The organism is Arthrobacter sp. ES3-54 (assembly GCF_029504395.1).
Lineage (GTDB): Bacteria > Actinomycetota > Actinomycetes > Actinomycetales > Micrococcaceae > Arthrobacter.
The window spans coordinates 104,152-123,721 of the sequence record NZ_JAQFIF010000002.1; the positions used below are offsets into that span (position 1 = coordinate 104,152).

The window sequence follows — 19,570 nt, forward strand, 5'->3', positions numbered from 1 at the left end:
TCGGCCGGCTAAAGACACGTCTTTGGCCGTCGACCTTCTTGCATGAGAACAAATTCATTGCACACCTGCCTCTTCGAGTGAGTGATGGTGCAACAGTGCTGGGTGATTCCTTGGAGAAAACTGGGAGCGGCGAGTAACTTACGTTCCGGACCGCGGTCGGGCGATTTCAGGGGCTTCCGACCACTTGGCTGACGCGCTCCGGGTACGCGCCCCGCCGCGTTGGGATACTCGCCCGGAGGCCGACGGCGGCAAGGCAGCCCGCGCGGGGAGTACTGCGCCGAAAGACCGGCGGCGGATAACAGACAGGTAACGGCTACTTCTCGAGGACCCGAATTTTTGGCCCTTGCTACCTGCAGCCGGCCTACAGCAGGTCCTCAGCAAGCGCTAGGACGTTTCTGGTGTAGGGGGTGCACCCCGGTGCCGGGCGGTACCCGCGCCCAATGGCGGGCAGTGCACGGGCCGTGCATCTGCTGGGTCCGGCCGGTCGCCTGCGGCGTGCGCACTAGCCAGACAGTCCACGCGGGAGCCAGGCCGCGCCCCGCCATGCCGGGACGCCGCGGTGCCGGAGCAGGCCCGGGGGCTTCTGCAACTACTTGCCATCTTGAGCCAGCAAGAGACGACCGGACGGCGCTCAGATGCGACTCGTGGCTCGTGGCTAGTGCCACGAGCCACGAGCCACACAGCGCCGGGGGCAGCGGCGCCCTGGCTATGCGCCTGCCACGCCCACGGCTTTGCGACGCGGGCCAGGCGCACGGGAGCCCACGGCGCCGCGATGGAACCTGATGAGTCCGAAGTTCTTCTCTGGAATCGCCATGGCAAAATACCAGACCACACCGAGCGGAAGGATGATCAGGCTGGTGACAAGGGTGTAGAAAGGCATCAGCAAAAGCCAGCGATTGCGCCCTTTCCAGTGAATGGCATAGATCATGCCGAAATAAAGAGTGGCCGCGGCCAGCAGCGACAGCCCGGGATGAACGAGCGCTTCCCACCGAAGAACGAGAAATGCAAAGAGCACAACACTCCCGTATGCCCAGAAGAATGGATGCCAGAAGCAGAAACGGATATTCACAATATACAAACGGAATTCCCCGCCTGCCCAAGCAAGACGTTGTCGCCACCAGGCCCGCAACGATGCTGGAACATCCGTGTTCACGGCGAAAGGAATGTGGGTCATGCGGTATCCGAGACGCTCGCCGAGCAAACCTGTCTCAACATCATTCCCCTGGAAGAAGAGTGAATGCTGCGCCATGATGGCCCGCATCGCAGATGCTGTTCCGGCGTGGCATGCGCCGCTTAGAAGCCATGGCATGACGAACCGGAGGCGCATTGCCAGTCGGTACTCATGCCGCTGCAACTGGACCAGAGCGGAGCCCTCCTCCTGCGGCACTAGCTCAATTGAAGCGACATCGTCGCCGCGCCTTCGAAGCTCACCCACCAGTTCAGATAGCGGCCGGACCGACGTCGAGTCCGCATCCAGGCACACGACATACTCAGCTTGCACAACAGCGTTCAGCGCGTCCCTGATCACGCGGTCTCGCACGGTTCCTCCCGTCCGGCGCCCAGTGCCGGCCGAAGGAGGAACGTAATCGCTCTGAAAGACCCGGAAACCGTGATTCGCCGCGGTTTCCTGGAGGGATCGCCGGAAATCGTCGGTTTCGCCGGATGTCGTGCAGAGAATGACCTGAGGCCCGTAAGTGTGGAGAAAGTCGACGTTGGTCAAATACCGGATGTCACCGTAAATGGGAACAAGTACATCGAAGGACAGACCCTCAAGTGAGGCGCTGCCGGGCTCCCGATGCTCAGTTCCGAAGCGGCTGCTGCGGGCCGCTCCGACAGCGTCAACTAAGACTGCCAGAAGGGGCAGTGCCAAGAGCGCTAGAAGAGAAGCTGTCCAGTCCATCGTTTACCTTTCCAGCAGTATTGAATTCGAGGGCCTCGCGAACGAGTGCGGGGTGGGCGCCGTGGTCGACGAGTTCGCGAAGAAGTGCCAGTGCATGGTCAATCGGATACGCTCCGACGTCGACCTTCCGAATGCGCGGATGAGGCGTGGCATAGTGGGATTCGCGCTGGTCGAAAAGTTCCTCGGACATCTTTTCGCCGGGGCGGAGCCCGGTGTATTCAACCTCAGGCATCGGGCAGTCAACCAATTCGACGTACCGGCGCAGCAGCGACTCGATCCGCACCGGCGCACCCATGTCCAGCACGTACGTTTCCCCGCCGGAGGCGAGGCAGGCGGCTTCGATCACCAGGCCGGCCGCTTCGGGGATGGTCATGAAGTAGCGCGCGACACCGGGATCGGTGATCCGGATCGTCTGTCCTGTTTCAATTTGCGTCATGAGCGTGGGCAGAAATGAGCCTCGGCTGCCCAGTACATTTCCAAAGCGGACGCTTGCCACTTTGGTCTCCGAGGTGCCGGCGTACTTGTCGGCAACGTGCTCCGCGAGACGCTTGGACCATCCCAACGCCGACGTGGGATTCGCCGCCTTATCCGTGCTTATGTTGACGACTCTGTCCACGCCTGCGGCTATTGCGGCACGCACAACGGACTGGGTCCCAAAGACATTTGTCTTGACGGCCGCTTCGGGTGCCCGCTCCAAGAGCGGCAGGTGCTTGTGCGCTGCCGCGTGGAACACCGCGTCCGGGCGGACCTCCTGCATGATGCGCCGCATCAGCTGCTCATCGCGTATGTCGGCCAGCCGGTAGACGTCATCGTCCAGCAGCGCCATGCCTTCCAGGTCCATTTGCAGGTTGTAGAGTGCGAACTCGTCGTTATCGATGCAGTAGACCTTCCCTACTTCCAGAATTCGCATCTGACGGACGATCTCCGAACCGATGGAACCCCCGGCGCCCGTGACCAGGATCGTTCGGCCCTGGAACAGTGCTTTCGCTGCAGACCCGTAAACGTGGATCGACTCTCTACCAAGCAGTCGGTCGGCACAAATTTTTTCCATCACGCTTCCCCCAGTATTCACATGATTGAGCCCGTTGAAGTCAGAACGAATCCCTTCGGCTCCGCCTGAAGGCGGCCGAACGCAACGAAGAACCCGTATGCCGCAGGGCTAACACCCTGGACTCCGCTTGATTTTCCCCACTGAGACCTTCCACCCCTAGAACACACGGCTTCAGCAGCGGGAACACGAGTAGCGGCTACCTGAAAAGCGCGAGGACGATACTTGGGGAGGTGGTGCGCACGGGTGAGGGGCGGTACCCGGGCCCCGGGCCGGCCAATCGCTTGCGGCGCTCCGATCAAGCTGATAGGCCTGACGGTATGGTGCATAGTGGCAGCAGATCAGCACGCCGTCCCCTCCGGACGGTGGTTGCAGAAGGGAAGTTCACGTGACTCGCAAGACTCCTCAGATCGAGGAACCGTCCGAGAAAGACCTCGTTGTAGCGGACGGGCCAAAGAGCTGGGCCGCCGGTGTCCCAGGCGTGTACCACTCCATGAAGCCGGCCATCGAACAGATGGGCCTGAACCGGACTCGCAAGACCGTCATGGCCATGAACCAGAAGGACGGCTTCGACTGTCCCAGCTGCGCGTGGCCGGATCCACACCACCGCAAGGCGTTCGAGTTCTGCGAAAACGGGGCCAAGGCCGTGACCTGGGAGGCGACTCCGGTGGTGGTTCCCGATAATTTCTGGGCCGAGAATCCCGTCAGCGAACTGCGCAGCCGGTCCGAGTACTGGCTTGGCATGCAGGGCAGGCTTACCGAACCGGTCTACAAGCCCGCGGGCGAGGACCACTACAAGCCGGTCAGCTGGGCCGAAGCGCTCCGGCTCGTGACCGACAAGCTCAAGGGGCTGGACTCCCCCGACCGTGCGGCGTTCTACACCAGCGGCCGGACATCGAACGAGGCCGCCTTCCTCTACCAGCTGATGGTCCGCGGCTACGGCACCAATAACCTGCCGGACTGCTCCAATATGTGCCACGAATCCTCGGGCTGGGCGATGGGCCAGACCATCGGCATCGGCAAGGCGACAGTCAGCTTCGACGACTACGCCCAAGCCGACCTGATCATCGTCATGGGCCAGAACCCGGGCACCAACCACCCCCGGATGATGACCGAACTCGAGGCGTGCAAGAACCGCGGCGGCGAGATCGTGGCCGTCAATCCCCTTCCCGAGGCCGGCCTGCGCCGCTATAAGAACCCGCAGGAGGTCAAGGGCGTGATCGGCCACGGCACCCAGATCGCGGACCAGTTCCTCCAGATCCGGATCGGCGGCGACATGGCCCTGCTGCAGGCCGTATCCAAGCGGGTGCTGGACGCCGAAGCCAAGAACCCCGGGACGGTCCTGGACCACGCCTTCCTGGCCGAACACTGCGAGGGACTCGAGGAGCTTAAGGAGCACCTGGCCCGGCTGGATGAGCGCACGGTGCTCGAAGCCACGGGCCTGCGCAGCGAGGACATCGATGAGCTCGCCGCCCGCTATCTCAAGGCCGAGAAAGTCATCATCACCTGGGCCATGGGCATCACGCAGCAGAAGAAGGGTGTCGCCACCATCAAGGAGATCATCAACCTCCTGCTGTTGCGCGGCAACATGGGCAAGCCGGGCGCCGGCGCCTCCCCCATCCGCGGGCACAGCAATGTGCAGGGCGACCGCACCATGGGCATCTGGGAGCAGATGCCGCAGTCCTTCATGGATGCCCTCGGCAAGGAGTTCGACTTCGAGCCGCCCCGCGAGCACGGCACGGACTCCGTCGAGACCATCAACAAGATGCGCGCGGGCGAGATCAAGGTTTTCGTCGCCCTGGGCGGCAACCTAGTGGGGGCCATCTCGGACACGAATGCCGCCGTGGCGGCCATGGAGAACACGGAGATGTCGGTCCAGATCTCCACCAAGCTGAACCGCTCGCATACTGTGACGGGCCGCGAGGCGCTGATCCTCCCGACGATGGGTCGGACCGAGATCGACATCCAGGAATCCGGACCCCAGTTCGTTTCCGTGGAAGACACCGTCTGCGCCGTGCACCCGTCGTGGGGCAGCGTCGAGCCCGTGTCCCATCATCTGCTCTCGGAGCCCGTTATCGTGAGCCGGCTGGGCAAACTCCTGGTGGGCGATAAAATCAAAGCCGACTGGGACGGTTATGAGAAGAACTACGACCTCATCCGGGATCACATTTCGCGGGTCGTGGGCGGCTGCAAGGACTACAACCAGCGGATCCGGCAGGAAGGCGGGTTTATCCTCGCCCACGGTCCCCGGGACTCCCGCACTTTCCCTACGCCCACCGGCAAGGCGGTGCTGACTGTCAATTATCTCGAACTTGTCCAGCGGCCGGAGGGAACCCTGATCCTGCAGAGCATGCGCTCCCATGACCAGTTCAACACCACCATCTACTCGCACAACGACCGCTACCGGGGCATCAAGAAGGGCCGCCATGTGGTGTTCGTGAACCCTGACGACATCGCCGAACTCGGCCTCGCGGACGGGCAGTACGTGGACGTCCACGGCGTGTACGACGACGGCGAGGAACGTGTGGTGCGCAAGTTCCGCGTGGTGTCGTACCCCACGGCACGCGGATGCGCGGCTGCCTACTACCCCGAGGCCAACGTGCTGGTGCCGTTGAACCACACGGCCGAGGGCAGCAACACGCCGGTCTCAAAGGCGGTCATCGTCCGGCTTGAGCCGAGCCTTGACCAGACGCCCGAGGGCGCGGCAACCGTCCCCGCCGGGGTGGCCTCACCCTAGGCGCGCGACCATAGGCATAGGACCCTAAGCACACGCCAGCGCGGGCCGGGGCCACGGGACATGCCCAACCCCGGCCCCGGCGACGGGACATAACACCTACATGTCCGTCCCTGAGCCCCACCGTGGGGCATGTCCCGTGCTGCCGGCGGCGCGGGCGCTACTGCGTCACTGTCACAGCGCTATTGGGCCCTTTTGGCCCAGCCTTCCTCGTCCGGGCCGCCGGACTCGCCGTGCTCGCAGAGCTCAATGACTTTGTTCGATGCGGCGTGCACGGCCTCCTGCGTGCCCTTGCGGCCGTTGGTGGACGCGGTACCGGCCGCGTATCCCACAATGAACGCGCTGATGGCGTCCGCGTGCGGCCCGACGGCTTTGACGGATTCGTCCGCGACCTGGACGATCTTTTCGTGGTCGACTTCCAGGTCGAGGATCTGCAGCGCCTGAATCAGCCGGCTGCTCCAATGCCGCAGCGAGCTGTCTTCGTCTCGGGACAACGTCATTGCTACTCCTTCTCGCAGGTGAATAGATTGTCTAACCCTCAAGGGGTAGCACCCGCCCCGGCCTTGTGCAATGCGACTTGTGCAACGCGACACAGCGGCAGGCGCCTCAGCTCCAGAGCGCCACGTGGAACTTGGACCCCCGCCGTTCCAGCCCCCGTGAACCGCCGGGGGCCACCATGGCCGCGGTGGCGTCGGCGGTGCCGGCAAACCTCTGCAGGGTCCGCGCCATGGTGGTGGCCCGGCGGCGGTCCAGGGTACTGGCCCACCAGAGTCCGGAGATCGGCGTTCCGGCCACCGGGACACGGGCCAGGGAGCCGCTGCGGATTTCAGTCCGGACAATATGGCCCAGCGCCAGCATGGTTCCTTCCCCGGCCCTGACAGCGGCGAGTGCCTCCGTTTCGCTGCTCAACCGGACGATCTCCGGCGCCACTGCCTGGGAAACCAGCCAGCGGCCCTCCTCGCTGGCCGCCTGGATGCCGGCGGGACCGGCAAACCACGGCCTGCGCAGCAGTTCGGCCAGCGCTACGGGTCCGTGGAGGGCGGCGAGCGGATGTTCGGCGGCCGCCACGACAATCCGCTGATACCGCAGGAACGGGACGGAGTCGATGCCGACGTCGCCACTAGCGTTGGGAAGGGAACCGTTGCGGACGGGGGGCCGGGCTCCCAAGGCGATGTCATAGACGCGCTCCAGCAACAGCGATGCAATGTCCTCGGCCTCCTCCACCACCACATCGACGGAGGCGCCGGGGACCCGGCGGGTGAACAGGTCCAGCAGGCGCCCGGCCGCGTGCTCGGCAAACGGCGCCGTGGCCACGATTTTCAGCCGGCCGGTCTCGGTCTGGGCGTGGGCCACCTCCCACCGGGCCCGGTCCGCCAGTCCCACGATGTCCTGGGCGTGTTCGGCGAGGGCCCGGCCCCCCGGGGTCAGCGCGATCCCGCCGTGGGCGCGCACGAAGAGCGGATCACCCAGATCCTGCCTGAGGGCGGCAAGCGCTGTCGAAACGGCCGGTTCGCTGACTCCGAGGTGGACAGCGGCCGCGTGAAGAGAGCCCAGCTTGGCCACCAGGGCGAACGTCCGCAACTGTCCCAATGTCATCGCCACGGCTTCATAACCTTTCGCTTATGACGATATTGACAGTCCACTCAGGCCGGGGCAAGACTGACCTCAATCCGGCGCTACGCTGCCGCTGCACCACGCCGCCGGCCGTTCGGAGTGAGGTAGGGACTATGCAGATTCCGGCTCCATTTGACTACGTGCGCGCCACCAGCGTGGACAACGCGCTGGAACTTCTCGCCCGGTACGGCCCCGAATCCCGGGTGGTGGCCGGCGGCCACAGCCTCCTGCCGATGATGAAGCTTCGCCTCTCCCGGCCCGAATGGCTGATCGACATCAATGACCTCTACGAGCTCGATTTCATCCTCCGTGACGGCAACAAGCTACGGGTCGGCGCCCTGACGCGCCACACCACTTTGCTGGAATCGGACGAGGTCGCCGCGCTGTTCCCCATCGTGCGCGACGCCGAATTGGTGATCGCCGACCCCGTGGTGCGCAACCGCGGCACGATCGGCGGCTCGCTCTGCCAGGCCGACCCCGCCGAGGACCTCTCCACCGTTTGTGATGTCCTTGCCGCCGAGGCAGTGATCCGCGGGCCACGCGGCGAGCGCATCCTGTCCATGTCCGAGTTCCATCGCGGACCTTATGAAACAGCGGTCGGGCAGGACGAGCTGCTCTGCGAACTCAGGTTCGGCATCCGACCCCGAACGGGCAGCGCCTATGAAAAGGTCGAACGCCGGGTCGGGGACTGGGCAGTCGGCGCCGCCGGCGCCGCAGTCACTCTCGCCGCGGACGGGACGGTCGACGACGCCGCCGTCGGACTCACGGCGCTGGGCCTTGACCACCTGGTGGCCGATGCCGCCGCCGTGCTCCGCGGCAGGCGTCCGGACGAGGAGCTGTTCGCGCAGGCCGGAAGGCTGGCAGCGGCGGCCTGCGATCCGGTGGCGGACCAGCGCGGCCCGGTCGACTACAAGCGGCATCTCGCCGATGAGCTCACCCAAAGGGTGCTGCGGCGGGCCTGTGCCCGCGCCGCCCAGATGCAGGAAGGCTGAAGTCGATGCAGATCAGCATGACCGTCAACGGCAACGACGTCACGAGCGAGATCGAACCCCGGGTGCTCCTGGTCCATTACATCCGCGAGGTCCTGGGCCTCACCGGTACGCACTGGGGATGCGACACGAGCAACTGCGGGACGTGTGTGGTCCTGATGGACGGACAGCCAGTGAAGTCCTGCACCGTCCTGGCCGCCATGGCCGCGGGGCACGACATCCGCACCGTCGAGGGACTGGCCACCGGCGGCACCCTCGACCCCGTCCAGCAGGGCTTCATGGAGGAGCACGGGCTGCAGTGCGGCTTCTGCACCCCGGGGATGATGCTCACGGCACGCGCGCTCCTTGATAAGAATCCGCACCCGGACGACACCGAGATCCGGCAGGCCATTTCCGGGCAGATCTGCCGGTGCACGGGATACGCCACGATTGTCCGTTCGGTGCAGTGGGCCGCAGCCCATCCTGCCGGCCACGGCCTGGACGACGCACCCGCCACCGACTATTCTGCCGGCACCGGCCTGGACGGCACCGACACCGCCGTCCCGGATGTCGCCACAGAGACAGCGGAAACAGGCACGGAGGTGAAGGCATGACTGTCATCCATGACCGGCCGTCAAACCCGGCCGCCGGCGACGAGGACCGCCCCATCGGCTATGGCCGCATCCAGCGGAAAGAAGACCCGCGCTTCGTGCGCGGCCAGGGCCACTACCTGGATGACATCGTGCTGCCGGGGATGCTGCACAGCGCCATCCTCCGCGCTCCGGTGGCGCACGCCCGGCTCGTGTCCATCGATACCACCAACGCCCTGGCGCATCCGAAAGTCGTGGCCGTCATCACCGGCAAAGACCTCCTGGGCCTGAAGCTCGCGTGGGCACCGACGCTCTCCGCGGATGTCCAGGCCGTGCTGGTCACCGACAAGGTCCGGTTCCAGGGCCAGGAAGTCGCGTTCGTCGTGGCCGAGGACCGGTACGCCGCCCGTGACGCCCTGGAACTGATCGACGTCGAATACGATGTGCTTCCCCCTCTGGTGGACGCCCGCAAGGCACTTGACCCCGACGCACCGGTGATCCGGGACGAGATCGAGGGCCGGACGGACAACCGGATCTTCGACTGGGAGATCGGCGACAAAGCCGAAACCGATGCGGTGTTCGCCTCCGCGGATGTTGTGGTCAGCCAGGAGGTGGTGTACCCGCGGGTCCACCCCGCCCCCCTGGAGACGTGCGGCGCCGTCGCCGATTTCGACGCCGTCAACGGCAAGCTGACGCTCTACGAGACCACCCAGGCCCCGCACGCGCACCGGACCCTGTTCGCGATCGTCGCCGGCATCCCCGAGCACAAGATCAGGATCGTCTCCCCCGACATCGGCGGCGGCTTCGGCAACAAGGTCGGGATCTACCCCGGCTACATCCTCGCCGTCGTCGGCTCGATCGTCTCCGGCCGCCCGGTCAAATGGGTGGAGGACCGCTCCGAGAACCTCATGTCGACCTCGTTCGCACGGGACTACATCATGCAGGGCGACATCGCGGCGACCAAGGACGGCAAGATCCTTGCCCTGCGCACCCACGTGCTGGCCGATCACGGCGCGTTCAACGCCACGGCCCAGCCCACCAAGAATCCGGCCGGATTCTTCTCCATCTTCACCGGCAGCTATGACCTCAAGGCCGCCTACTGCTCCGTCACCGGCGTATATACCAACAAGGCGCCCGGCGGGGTCGCCTACGCGTGCTCGTTCCGCGTCACCGAGGCCGTCTACCTGGTGGAGCGGATGGTGGACGTCCTGGCCCGCAAACTGAACATGGACCCGGCAGAGCTGCGGCTCAAAAACTTCATCAAGCCGGAGCAGTTCCCCTATGCCAACAAGACCGGCTGGGTCTACGACTCGGGCAACTATGAGGCCGCCATGCGGCTCTCAATGCAGCTCGCCGGGTACGAGGACCTCCGCCGCGAGCAGGCCGAAAAGCGCGAGCGCGGGGAACTCATGGGCATCGGGGTGGCCTTCTTCACGGAGGTGGTGGGGGCCGGGCCGCGGAAGCACTTCGACATTGTGGGCCTCGGCATGGCCGACGGCGCCGAGCTGCGCGTGCACCCCACCGGCAAGGCCGTGGTGCGCATCTCGGTGCAGAGCCAGGGCCAGGGCCACGAGACCACCTTCGCCCAGATCGTGGCCGAGGAACTCGGCATCCCGCCGGAGGACATCGAGGTGGTGCACGGGGACACGGACCAGACCCCGTTCGGGTTGGGCACATATGGCAGCCGTTCGACGCCGGTCAGCGGCGGTGCCGTGGCGCTCGTCGCCCGGAAGGTGCGCGAGAAGGCGAAGCTGATCGCCGGGGCCATGCTTGAAACACGCCCCGAGGACCTCGAATGGGAAAAGGGCCGCTGGTTCGTCAAGGGCGACCCCAGCGTCGGCAAGACCATCGCCGAGATCGCCATGGGCGCCCACGGCACCGTTGCCTTGCCCGAGGGCGTGGACGGCAACCTCGACGCCGAGGTCACCTACGACCCGCCGAACCTCACCTTCCCGTTCGGCGCCTACATCTGCGTCGTCGACGTCGACCCCGGCACGGGTCAGGTCAAGGTGCGGCGCTTCGTCGCGGTGGATGACTGTGGCACCAGGATCAACCCGATGATCATCGAAGGCCAGGTGCACGGCGGACTGACGGACGGCGTCGGCATGGCGCTGATGGAGATCATCGAGTTCGACGAGGCCGGCAACTGCCTCGCCGGGTCCTTCATGGACTACCTGATCCCCACGGCCATGGAGGTGCCGGACTGGGAAACCGGATTCACTGTCACCCCGTCCCCGCACCACCCGATCGGGGCGAAGGGCATCGGCGAGTCCGCCACCGTCGGCTCCCCGCCGGCAATCGTCAACGCCGTCGTCGACGCCCTGGCGCCGTTCGGCGTCACCCATATGGACATGCCCTGCACGCCGGCCCGCGTCTGGGCCGCCATGCAGGGCCGGGCCAGGCCGCCGATCTGATGCCCTCCATCGCAGAGACCCTGGCCGCCAGAGCCGCTGAACTCGCCAGCCGCCGCGAGCCGTTCGTCCACGCCACGGTGGTCCGCGCCCAGCGCCCCACGAGCGCCCACGCAGGGGACACGGCCCTGGTGTTGCCCACCGGAGAGATCCAGGGCTTTGTGGGCGGGAACTGTGTCGAGGCATCGGTGCGCGAGTACAGCCTGCAGGTCCTGGCCTCCCAGGAACCCCTCCTCTTGCGGGTGCTGCCCGGAGAACCGTCGCAGACCACGGAGGAGGGCGCCGTCGAGGTGTCCAACCCCTGCCTCAGCGGCGGGGCGATCGAGATCTTCCTCCAGCCGCGGATTCCGGCACCCCGGGTCCTGGTGGTGGGTACGACGCCGGTGGCGCAGGCGCTGGCGACGCTCGGTTCCGGCGTCGGCCTCGAAGTCGAACTGACGGACGGCGAATCCGCTGACCCCCACGGCGATGACGCGGCACTGATCGTCGCCTCGCACGGAAAAGCGGAAGAGGGTGCGCTGGAGGCGGCCCTGCGCGCGGGTGTCCCCTACGTTGCCCTCGTGGCCAGCGAAACCCGCGGCGCCGCCGTCTTGGAATCCCTCGACGTCGACGACGCCCATCGGGCGCGGGTTTTCACGCCGGCCGGGCTGCAGCTCGGTGCCCGGACCCCCGGGGAGATCGCGCTTTCAATCCTGGCCCAGCTGGTTGGGGAACGGTCCAAGGCAAGGCGCGCTTCCCCGCCCCTTGTGGCGGCCGCTGCCGCCACGCCCGCAGGCATGGAGGCGCCCACGGAGTCAGGGCCGGCGAGCGCCGTCGACCCGGTGTGCGGCATGTCCGTCCCGGCCCTCGAGTCATCCCTGCACCTGGAACACAACGGGATCACCGTCTACTTCTGCTCGCCCGGCTGCCGGGCCGCCTTCCGCAAAGATCCGGAGCGCTATGCCCTCACGGCCTGAATCGCTGCGGGCGCCCGGTTGCCCTGAGCCCCGGACTGCGGGAATCATCCTGGCCGCGGGTGTGTCGCGGCGCCTGGGCCGGCCCAAACAACTCCTGCCCTACGGCCCGGGGGTTCTGCTCGATGCCGTCCTGGCGACCGCCCGGGACTGCGAATTCGGCCAGACGGTGCTGGCCCTGGGCGGCGCGGCGGCCGAAGTAGAGCGCACCGTCGACACCAGCGGCTGCGAGGTGGTGCTCAACCCGGACTTCGGCGAAGGGTGCGCGTCCTCGATCGCCACGGCGCTCGCCGCCCTGCATCCGGATATCGACGCCGTGGTCCTGTTGCTCGGAGATCAGCCCGGCGTCCGGGCCGCGAGTGTCCGGGCCGTGCTCGGCGCCCTCCTGCAGACCGGTTCCGGCGCCCCTTCGGCCGGCGCCGGCGCCGCTCCTGCTGACTTAGGCGGCATCGCGGTGTGCCGCTACGACGACGGCGTGGGCCACCCCCTGGCGTTTGCCCGGCGCATGCTTCCGGACCTGGCCGCCCTGCACGGGGACAAAGCAGTCTGGAAGCTCCTCGAACAGCGGGCGGACGACGTCGTCGAGGTCCGCACGCCCGGTCCCGTCCCCTGGGACGTGGACACCGAGGAAGATTACCGGCGCCTGCTTGACGGGCTGCAGGGGGCCGTATGACGGCGGCGGCGCGGGCCGGTGCGGAGGAGGACGTGCGGCGCCGGGTCCCGGATGTGGGGTCGCTGATGGCCGCACTGGACCGCACCAACTACCTGGCCGACGCCGGGCTGGCAACGGCCCTGTTCCTGGCCGTCCGCCTACCGCAGCCCATCCTGCTCGAAGGCGAGGCAGGAGTCGGGAAAACAGAGGCAGCCAAGGCGCTGGCCGAACTGCTCGACACCCCGCTGTACCGGCTGCAGTGCTACGAGGGCATCGACGCCGGTGAGGCCCTCTATGAATGGAACCACCAGCGCCAACTGCTCGGCATCCGGCTCGCCGAAGTCCGCGACACCGAGGTCACGGAAACTGACCTCTTCGCCCCCCAGTACCTTTTGCGGCGGCCGCTCCTGCAGGCGCTGGAACATCCCGGCCCGCGGCCTGCCGTGCTGCTCCTGGATGAGATCGACCGCGCCGACGCCGAATTCGAGGCCTTCACGTTTGAACTGCTGGCAGAATCCGCCGTCACCATCCCGGAGCTGGGCACAATCCGCGCCACCCATCCGCCCATCGTGATTCTCACTTCCAACCGGACGCGGGACCTTCATGACGCCTTGACCCGCCGCTGCCTGTACCACTGGATCGACTACCCCGGACCGGCCCGGATCGCCGAGATCGTGCGCCGCCGGGTTCCCGCCAGCAGCGGCCCGTTGGCGCTCCAGGCCGCCGCCGTCATAACCCGGCTGCGGACACTGGACCTCGCCAAGCCCCCGGGCATATCCGAGGCAATCGACTGGGTCTCGGCCCTGGCTGTGCTCGGGGTGGCACGGATCGACCCCGGCATCACCGAACAAACGTGGGGTTCCATCGTCAAGAACCGCGATGATCTTGAACTCATCGGCTCCCGCGGCGCGGCCTGGCTCGTGGAGGGCACCGATGGCTAAGGACCATGGCCCCGCCCAAAACAACAGCGCCACTGATCGGCCGCCACGGGTCGAGGCAGCAGCCTTGTCCGCCGCGTTCGTCACGGCCATCCGGAGGGCAGGCCTTGCTACGTCGCCGGACCGGGCCGCACGGCTGGCCGAGGCGCTCCACCTGATCCCGCCTGCCCAGCTTGAGCAGCTCTACTGGACCTGCCGCGTGGTGCTCGTGTCTGCGCGCGAACAGGTGCCCCTGTTTGATGCCGTCTTCGCAGCCGTGTTCGGTGCGAATGCCGGCACCGCTCTACCGGACCGGGTGGCCCGCGCGGCAGTGCCGGTGCCGCCCGCACCACAGCCGCGGACCAGGCCGGCTGCGCCAGGCACCCGGGAGGCGGGCACGGCCCCCGGTACGGACCAGCACCCGCGCGTGGCCTCCCCCGGCCAGGATAGCTCCGCCCAGGGCCGCCGCGCCGATCGGGATGCGGTCCTGGCCATGGTTTCCGCGGACGAACACCTGCATGAGGCCTCCTTTGCCGAGCTTTCTGCCGATGAAGTAGGCGAGGTGCGGCGGCTGGCCGCGGCGCTGCAGCTGGCGACGCCGCTGCGCCTCAGCCGCCGCACACGCACGTCGGCACACAGCACAGCGAGCCTGGACGTCCGGGCGACGGTTCGCGCTGCCCGGCGCTCCGGAACCGACGCCCCACTGCTGCTGTACGCCCGCCGGCGCGAACAGCGCCGCAAATTGGTGCTGCTGTGCGATGTTTCCGGATCGATGGAGGCCTACGCGCGCGTCTTCGTGTCCCTGCTGCAGGGCGCTGTGACCGGGGCCGGGGCCGAAGCCTTTGTCTTCTCCACGAGGCTGACCAGGCTTACGCGGCAACTGGCCCTGCGCGATCCTGACCAGGCCCTGGCCCGCGCCGCCGTCTCGGCGCCCGACTGGGCCAGCGGAACCCGGATCGCCGAATGCCTCCGTCGCTTCGTCGACGAGCACGGCCGCCGCGGACTGGCGCGGGGCGCAGTGGTGGTGGTGTTTTCGGACGGCTGGGCCTACGAGGATCCGGACCAGGTCGCGGCGCAAATGGCCCGCCTGCGCCGGCTGGCCCACAGGATCATCTGGGTAAATCCGCGCAAGGCGGCGCCGCAGTACCAGCCCCTTGTAGGCGGCATGGCAGCAGCACTGCCCTATTGCGACGCATTCGTCAGCGGCCACAGCTACCGGGCCTTGGTGGAGCTGACGGCCGCAATCCGGGGTGACGGCGCGCAACCAGGCCAGAGGCACGGACGAGCGAGAGGCAAGGAACCAGCGCATGCAAATTGACAGCACGTTCTCGGTGGTCGCACCGATAAGCCAGGTGTGGGACACACTGATGGACTTTGAGGGGGTGGCCGGATGCCTCCCCGGGGCCAAGATCCTGAACAAGCTTTCGGAGGACGCCTACCAAGTGGGCATGACGGTAAAGCTCGGCCCGGTCACGATGCAATACAGGGGCCTGCTGAATGTCATTGAAAGAAACCCCTCGGAACATCGCGCCGTCCTGGGCGGCAAGGCCCAGGAGACCCGCGGGCAGGGCACCGCCGAGGCCACCGTCACCCTGACGCTGGCCGAAGACGGCGCGGCCACACGGGGGTCCGTCAGCGCAGATCTCGCGCTGTCCGGGAAGGCCGCGGCCATGGGCAAGGGGGTGATCGGGAGCGTCACGGAGCAGATGATGTCCCTCTTCGCGAATAACTTGCAGGCCATGCTCACGGAGGGTGCACCTCCAGTCCCCGAAGCACCGCCGGAACCGGTCCCGGCGGCGGCCCCGACGGCTGTACCGGAGCCGATCCCGGCGTCGGCCGCTCAGCCGGTCCCGACGGCTGTCCCGGAGCCAGTTCCGGTGTCGGCCGCGGAGCCGGCGTCTGCCGCGCCGGGCGGCAGCCTGGATGCGCTGAGCCTCGCCAAGGGAGTCGCGGCGGAGCAGCTGTCCAGCCCTGCGAAAGTCCTCGGTGTTGTCGCCGTCGTGGCGTGCATCGCCTACTGGGCCGGGCGGCGTTCAGCGTTCCGGATGCTCCGGCTGTGCGGCAGGCTCTGAGGAGCGCCGATGCGCGATGTCCTGGCGGCTATGTTGCCTGACTGGCGAAGGGGTGCCACGGCAGGCCTGGCCACCGTCGTGAGCACTTTCAAGTCGGCGCCGCGGCTCCCCGGGGCGGCCATGCTGGTGACGGCCGACGGCGAGGCCGTGGGCTCCGTCTCCGGCGGCTGCGTCGAAGGTGCCGTGTATGAGCAGGCCACCCAGGTCAAGGACGACGGCGAGCCGGCCCTGGTGCGCTACGGGATCAGCGACGACGACGCCTACGCGGTGGGCCTGACCTGCGGTGGAATCATCGACATTTTCGTTGAACCCGTCTCCCAACGACGTTTTGCCGAGCTCGACGCCGTCGCGCAGGACATCGCCGCCGGGCGCCGCGTGGGGGTGGCCACGGTCATTGAACACCCGGATGCCGACCGCGTGGGGCGGCACCTCATCGTCAGGCCGGATGGATGTGAAGGTAACCTGGGCTCCGACCGGACCAACCGCGCCGTCGGCGACGACACCCAGGGCCTCCTCGCCGCCGGCCGGACGGGCATCCTGAACTACGGCGTCGACGGCGAGAGGCTCGACACCGGCATGCGCGTCTTCTTTGCCAGCTACGCGCCGCCGCCTCGCATGATCGTCTTCGGCGCCATTGACTTCGCCGCGGCGCTGGCCCGGCTGGGAGCTTTCCTGGGGTACCGGGTCACCGTTTGTGATGCGCGGCCCGTTTTCGCCACGCCCGCGAGGTTCCCCGACGCGGCCGAGGTGGTCAACGCATGGCCACACCGGTATCTGAGCGACCAGTTCGCCCAGGGGCTGCTGGACTCCCGGGCCGTGCTGTGCGTCCTGACCCACGACCCGAAGTTCGACATCCCTGTCCTTGAAGTGGCCCTGCGCGGCAGCCCCGTAGCCTTTATCGGCGCCATGGGATCCAGGCGCACGCACGAGGACAGGATGGCTCGGCTGCGCGAGGCGGGATTGGGCGAGGCCGAATTGTCCAAGCTCCACAGTCCCGTGGGCCTTGATCTGGGCGCCCGCACGCCGGAGGAAACGGCCGTGTCCATCGCCGCAGAGTTCATCGCCCAGCAGTGGAGCGGAAGCGGGGAGCCGCTCCGGCAACTCGGCGAACGGATCCACCACGACGAGCAGATGTGAGCGTGCCGAAATGAACAGCCGGCCGTGACGGCGGCCATGGCCCTCATGTTCGCCGCTTTGGCGGCCTGAGCTCACACTGGCTGGCGGGCCGCCGCAAGGGTGTGTCGGTGTCGAGGGGCGCCAGCGGGGGGCCACCCCGGGCGTAAGCTCGACCCATGGCGAGATACTTCGATGTGCACCCCGAGAACCCCCAGGCGCGTTCCATCCACCAGGCGGTGGAAATCGTACGCTCAGGTGGCCTGATCGCTTACCCCACCGACTCCTGCTATGCGCTTGGCGCGCAGCTGGGAAGCAGGGAGGCACTGGACCGGATCAGGAGCATCCGAAACCTCGATAACAAGCACCACTTCACGCTGGTCTGCAAGGACTTCGCTCAGTTGGGCCAGTTCGTCCAGATCGACAACGACGTCTTCCGCAGCATCAAGGCCGTCACACCGGGCAGCTACACCTTCATCCTGCCCGCCACCCGGGAGGTTCCCAAGCGGCTGCTGCACCCGAAGAAGAAAACAGTCGGCGTGCGCATCCCGGACAACCATGTGGTCCAGGCACTTCTCGCTGAGCTCGGCGAACCGCTGCTGTCCAGCACGCTGCTGCTTCCGGATGAGGAAGAGCCTCTGACGCAGGGCTGGGAGATCAAGGAGCGCCTGGACCACGTCGTGGATGCCGTGATTGATTCCGGCGACTGCGGTGCTGAGCCAACCACGGTGATCGACTTCTCCAGCGGCGTCGCGGAAGTCGTCCGGCGGGGCATGGGCGATCCGTCCCGCTTCGAGTAGCCGGAGATGCCCGGCAGCAGCGGCCCAGCGTCCGCTACGGGCTGCGTCCGGTGCAGGCTAGGCGCGCAGGCCAGCGCGGAAATCTAGGCGCGGCTGGCTAGGCGGTTTCCGCCGTGCTCGCCTGCCGGTTCCGCAGCCACCGACGGACGAGGTCGATGGCGGCAACAAGCCCGGCCAGGGGCGACAGCACCGCTGCGGCATAGACGAACATCATCCAGGTCAGGGTGGTCACCGGGGACTGGCGGGTGCTTAGGAGGGACAGTCCGCCGAAGAAGCCTAGGATCCAGAACAGGATGACCCCGGACAGCACTGCAGCTGCGGGGAAATACTCGTTCGTGACGACTTTCTTCAAGGTTTCCATGGGCCCTCCTCACACCCGGCGGTGGGACTGCCCGCCAGGGTCATTCCAAGTATGGGGCCCGGCACGGCGGAATTTCCCGAGAATCCCGGCCACGTGACCAAGCTAACTCCTCGTCCCGGCGGTGGCAGCCATTCGTGCCTTCAAACAGGCGCTGCCGGCCCGCCGGCGCCGGGGATGCGGGGCCTCAGACCGCGGCCCGGACTCGCTGGAGGAAGGAATCAAGCACCCGCCCGGCGTTCTCATGCATGCGCCGCGACTCCGCAGCCGGCAGCTGCCGGCTCTTGGGCGCGTTCAACCGCTCACCCAGATAGAGCAGCGCCGCCAATACCTCGGAGAGTTCGGAGTTGCTTTCCGCACGCTGCCGCAGGAGCCGCAGATGAGCCTCTTGCAGGGCCGGGCCGGGGGTGCAGCCAAGGTCGCGGTCAAAGAGCCTGCGGCACCGGTCGTACGCCCCCAGGCCTTCCGCCGGCAGGCCGGCCTGTTCATAGGCTGTCACCAGAACCGTCCAGGCCCGCTCGTTCAGGGGTTCCGCCCGAATGGCAGCCTGGACCAGGTTGACGGCTTCGTCGGGTTTGTTCAGCAGGGCCGCCGTTTCGGCCGCGAGGATCTGCAGCGCCACCTTCTCGGCTGCATGGCGTGCGCGCGCCTCTTCTGCCCAGTCAGAGGCAAGTTCGAACCCGAGCAGCGGCTCGGCGGAGATTTCAAGGGCCTCGAGCATCAGAGGATACGCCTCATCCGGAAGCAGCTCACCGGCGTCGCGGACCAGTCCACGGAACCGGAACAAATCCAGATCCACGAGGCTGGGGTCCAGGACATAGCCACTATTGGCCGTGCGGAGCGGACCGGTCTTGGTCTGGCCTGGCTGGATGGCGCGTCGGATACCGCTGATATAGCTCTCCAGCGTCGCCACGGAGCCGTCACTCGCGCCGGCGCCCCAGAGAAGATCGATGAGGCGGGTCTTGGACACCGGCGTCCCAAGGTTCAGCAGCAGAATTTCCAGTATGTGCCGGGGTTTGCAGCCCCCCATGTCGGCGGCGGTGAGCGCCGCGCCGTCCCGGCGTACTTCGAATGATCCGAATAGGCGGACCGAAATGGAGGGTGTAATTTCCGTTGGGCTACCCACGATGTTCTCCGATTTCCCCAGGTAAAACGAACTCAATCGTCTGCGAAGAGCCGGATCAACAATGAAACAAGGCCGTACTGAGACCCTGTTCCCTCCGGCTTTCCAATGACACCGTGACACGCCCCGCTGGGCGCAACAAGGCGTGCCGGTACCCGATCTTTCGCCCAAAGAAAGACGCGTACAGGGGTCAGTACCGTTGAGTAAGGACGTGGATCGGCGGGCAGGTATTTGCGGCGCCAAACGAGTAATTCCGCAGGCCGCCGCAATTTGGATCCAAGTAGTTCAGCAGGGCAGGAATTCGGCCCCGGCGGGAT

At 66.9% G+C, this 19,570-nt stretch carries 17 protein-coding genes; 11 read left to right on the top strand and 6 right to left on the bottom strand.

Going from position 1 to position 19,570, the window contains the following annotated elements; all coding sequences use genetic code 11:
• Window positions 1-706: 706 nt before the first annotated feature.
• Window positions 707-1,900: a glycosyltransferase family 2 protein gene (locus M2428_RS03535; RefSeq protein ID WP_277523786.1), complete on the bottom strand. Its 1,194-nt coding sequence runs from the start codon at window positions 1,898-1,900 to the stop codon at window positions 707-709.
• On the bottom strand, window positions 1,839-2,951 hold the full coding sequence (locus M2428_RS03540) for a polysaccharide biosynthesis protein (RefSeq protein ID WP_277524522.1): 1,113 nt from the start codon (window positions 2,949-2,951) through the stop codon (window positions 1,839-1,841). The genes M2428_RS03535 and M2428_RS03540 overlap by 62 nt, the downstream gene beginning before the upstream one ends.
• A 385-nt stretch (window positions 2,952-3,336) precedes the next feature.
• On the opposite strand from M2428_RS03540, the gene M2428_RS03545 reads away from it, so the two are divergent.
• Window positions 3,337-5,685, top strand: a complete 2,349-nt coding sequence (locus M2428_RS03545; RefSeq protein ID WP_277523788.1) for an FdhF/YdeP family oxidoreductase — start codon at window positions 3,337-3,339, stop codon at window positions 5,683-5,685.
• Window positions 5,686-5,864: 179 nt separating this feature from the next.
• On the opposite strand, the gene M2428_RS03550 is transcribed toward M2428_RS03545, so the two are convergent.
• Together M2428_RS03550 and M2428_RS03555 are read right to left on the bottom strand one after the other, a co-directional pair.
• Window positions 5,865-6,182: a DUF6457 domain-containing protein gene (locus M2428_RS03550; RefSeq protein ID WP_229992126.1), complete on the bottom strand. Its 318-nt coding sequence runs from the start codon at window positions 6,180-6,182 to the stop codon at window positions 5,865-5,867.
• 106 nt (window positions 6,183-6,288) lie between these two features.
• Window positions 6,289-7,278 (bottom strand): LysR family transcriptional regulator, encoded by a 990-nt coding sequence (locus M2428_RS03555; RefSeq protein ID WP_277524523.1) that lies wholly within the window; start codon window positions 7,276-7,278, stop codon window positions 6,289-6,291.
• A 131-nt stretch (window positions 7,279-7,409) separates the two neighbouring features.
• Here M2428_RS03555 and M2428_RS03560 point away from each other — a divergent pair, with 131 nt between their 5' ends.
• The 10 genes from M2428_RS03560 (at window position 7,410) to M2428_RS03605 (ending at window position 17,772) form a co-directional block, all read left to right on the top strand.
• Window positions 7,410-8,288, top strand: a complete 879-nt coding sequence (locus tag M2428_RS03560; RefSeq protein WP_277523793.1) for a xanthine dehydrogenase family protein subunit M — start codon at window positions 7,410-7,412, stop codon at window positions 8,286-8,288.
• Between the two features lie 5 nt (window positions 8,289-8,293).
• Window positions 8,294-8,878, top strand: a complete 585-nt coding sequence (locus M2428_RS03565; RefSeq protein ID WP_346780706.1) for a (2Fe-2S)-binding protein — start codon at window positions 8,294-8,296, stop codon at window positions 8,876-8,878.
• Window positions 8,875-11,268 carry an aerobic carbon-monoxide dehydrogenase large subunit gene (locus M2428_RS03570; protein ID WP_277523795.1) on the top strand — a complete coding sequence of 798 codons (2,394 nt, stop codon included), beginning with the start codon at window positions 8,875-8,877 and terminating at the stop codon, window positions 11,266-11,268. Before M2428_RS03565 ends, M2428_RS03570 begins: the two co-directional genes overlap by 4 nt.
• A complete protein-coding gene (locus tag M2428_RS03575) occupies window positions 11,268-12,221 on the top strand; it encodes an XdhC family protein (protein ID WP_277523797.1) in 954 nt (317 codons plus the stop codon). Before M2428_RS03570 ends, M2428_RS03575 begins: the two co-directional genes overlap by 1 nt.
• Window positions 12,205-12,891 (top strand): nucleotidyltransferase family protein, encoded by a 687-nt coding sequence (locus tag M2428_RS03580; protein ID WP_277523799.1) that lies wholly within the window; start codon window positions 12,205-12,207, stop codon window positions 12,889-12,891. Before M2428_RS03575 ends, M2428_RS03580 begins: the two co-directional genes overlap by 17 nt.
• The gene (locus M2428_RS03585) at window positions 12,888-13,811 is read left to right on the top strand and encodes a MoxR family ATPase (protein WP_277523801.1); all 924 of its coding nucleotides are present in this window, start codon (window positions 12,888-12,890) and stop codon (window positions 13,809-13,811) included. The genes M2428_RS03580 and M2428_RS03585 overlap by 4 nt, the downstream gene beginning before the upstream one ends.
• Window positions 13,804-15,105, top strand: a complete 1,302-nt coding sequence (locus tag M2428_RS03590) for a VWA domain-containing protein (protein ID WP_277523802.1) — start codon at window positions 13,804-13,806, stop codon at window positions 15,103-15,105. The genes M2428_RS03585 and M2428_RS03590 overlap by 8 nt, the downstream gene beginning before the upstream one ends.
• Window positions 15,095-15,859, top strand: a complete 765-nt coding sequence (locus M2428_RS03595) for an SRPBCC family protein (RefSeq protein ID WP_277523803.1) — start codon at window positions 15,095-15,097, stop codon at window positions 15,857-15,859. Before M2428_RS03590 ends, M2428_RS03595 begins: the two co-directional genes overlap by 11 nt.
• A 9-nt stretch (window positions 15,860-15,868) precedes the next feature.
• Complete coding sequence (locus M2428_RS03600; protein WP_277523805.1) at window positions 15,869-16,996, top strand: XdhC/CoxI family protein; 1,128 nt, start codon at window positions 15,869-15,871, stop codon at window positions 16,994-16,996.
• A 155-nt stretch (window positions 16,997-17,151) separates the two neighbouring features.
• Window positions 17,152-17,772: an L-threonylcarbamoyladenylate synthase gene (locus tag M2428_RS03605; RefSeq protein WP_277523807.1), complete on the top strand. Its 621-nt coding sequence runs from the start codon at window positions 17,152-17,154 to the stop codon at window positions 17,770-17,772.
• 97 nt (window positions 17,773-17,869) lie between these two features.
• On the opposite strand, the gene M2428_RS03610 is transcribed toward M2428_RS03605, so the two are convergent.
• Together M2428_RS03610 and M2428_RS03615 are read right to left on the bottom strand one after the other, a co-directional pair.
• Window positions 17,870-18,133: a hypothetical protein gene (locus tag M2428_RS03610; protein ID WP_277523809.1), complete on the bottom strand. Its 264-nt coding sequence runs from the start codon at window positions 18,131-18,133 to the stop codon at window positions 17,870-17,872.
• Between the two features lie 184 nt (window positions 18,134-18,317).
• Window positions 18,318-19,256, bottom strand: a complete 939-nt coding sequence (locus M2428_RS03615) for a BTAD domain-containing putative transcriptional regulator (protein WP_277523811.1) — start codon at window positions 19,254-19,256, stop codon at window positions 18,318-18,320.
• Window positions 19,257-19,570 lie beyond the last annotated feature (314 nt).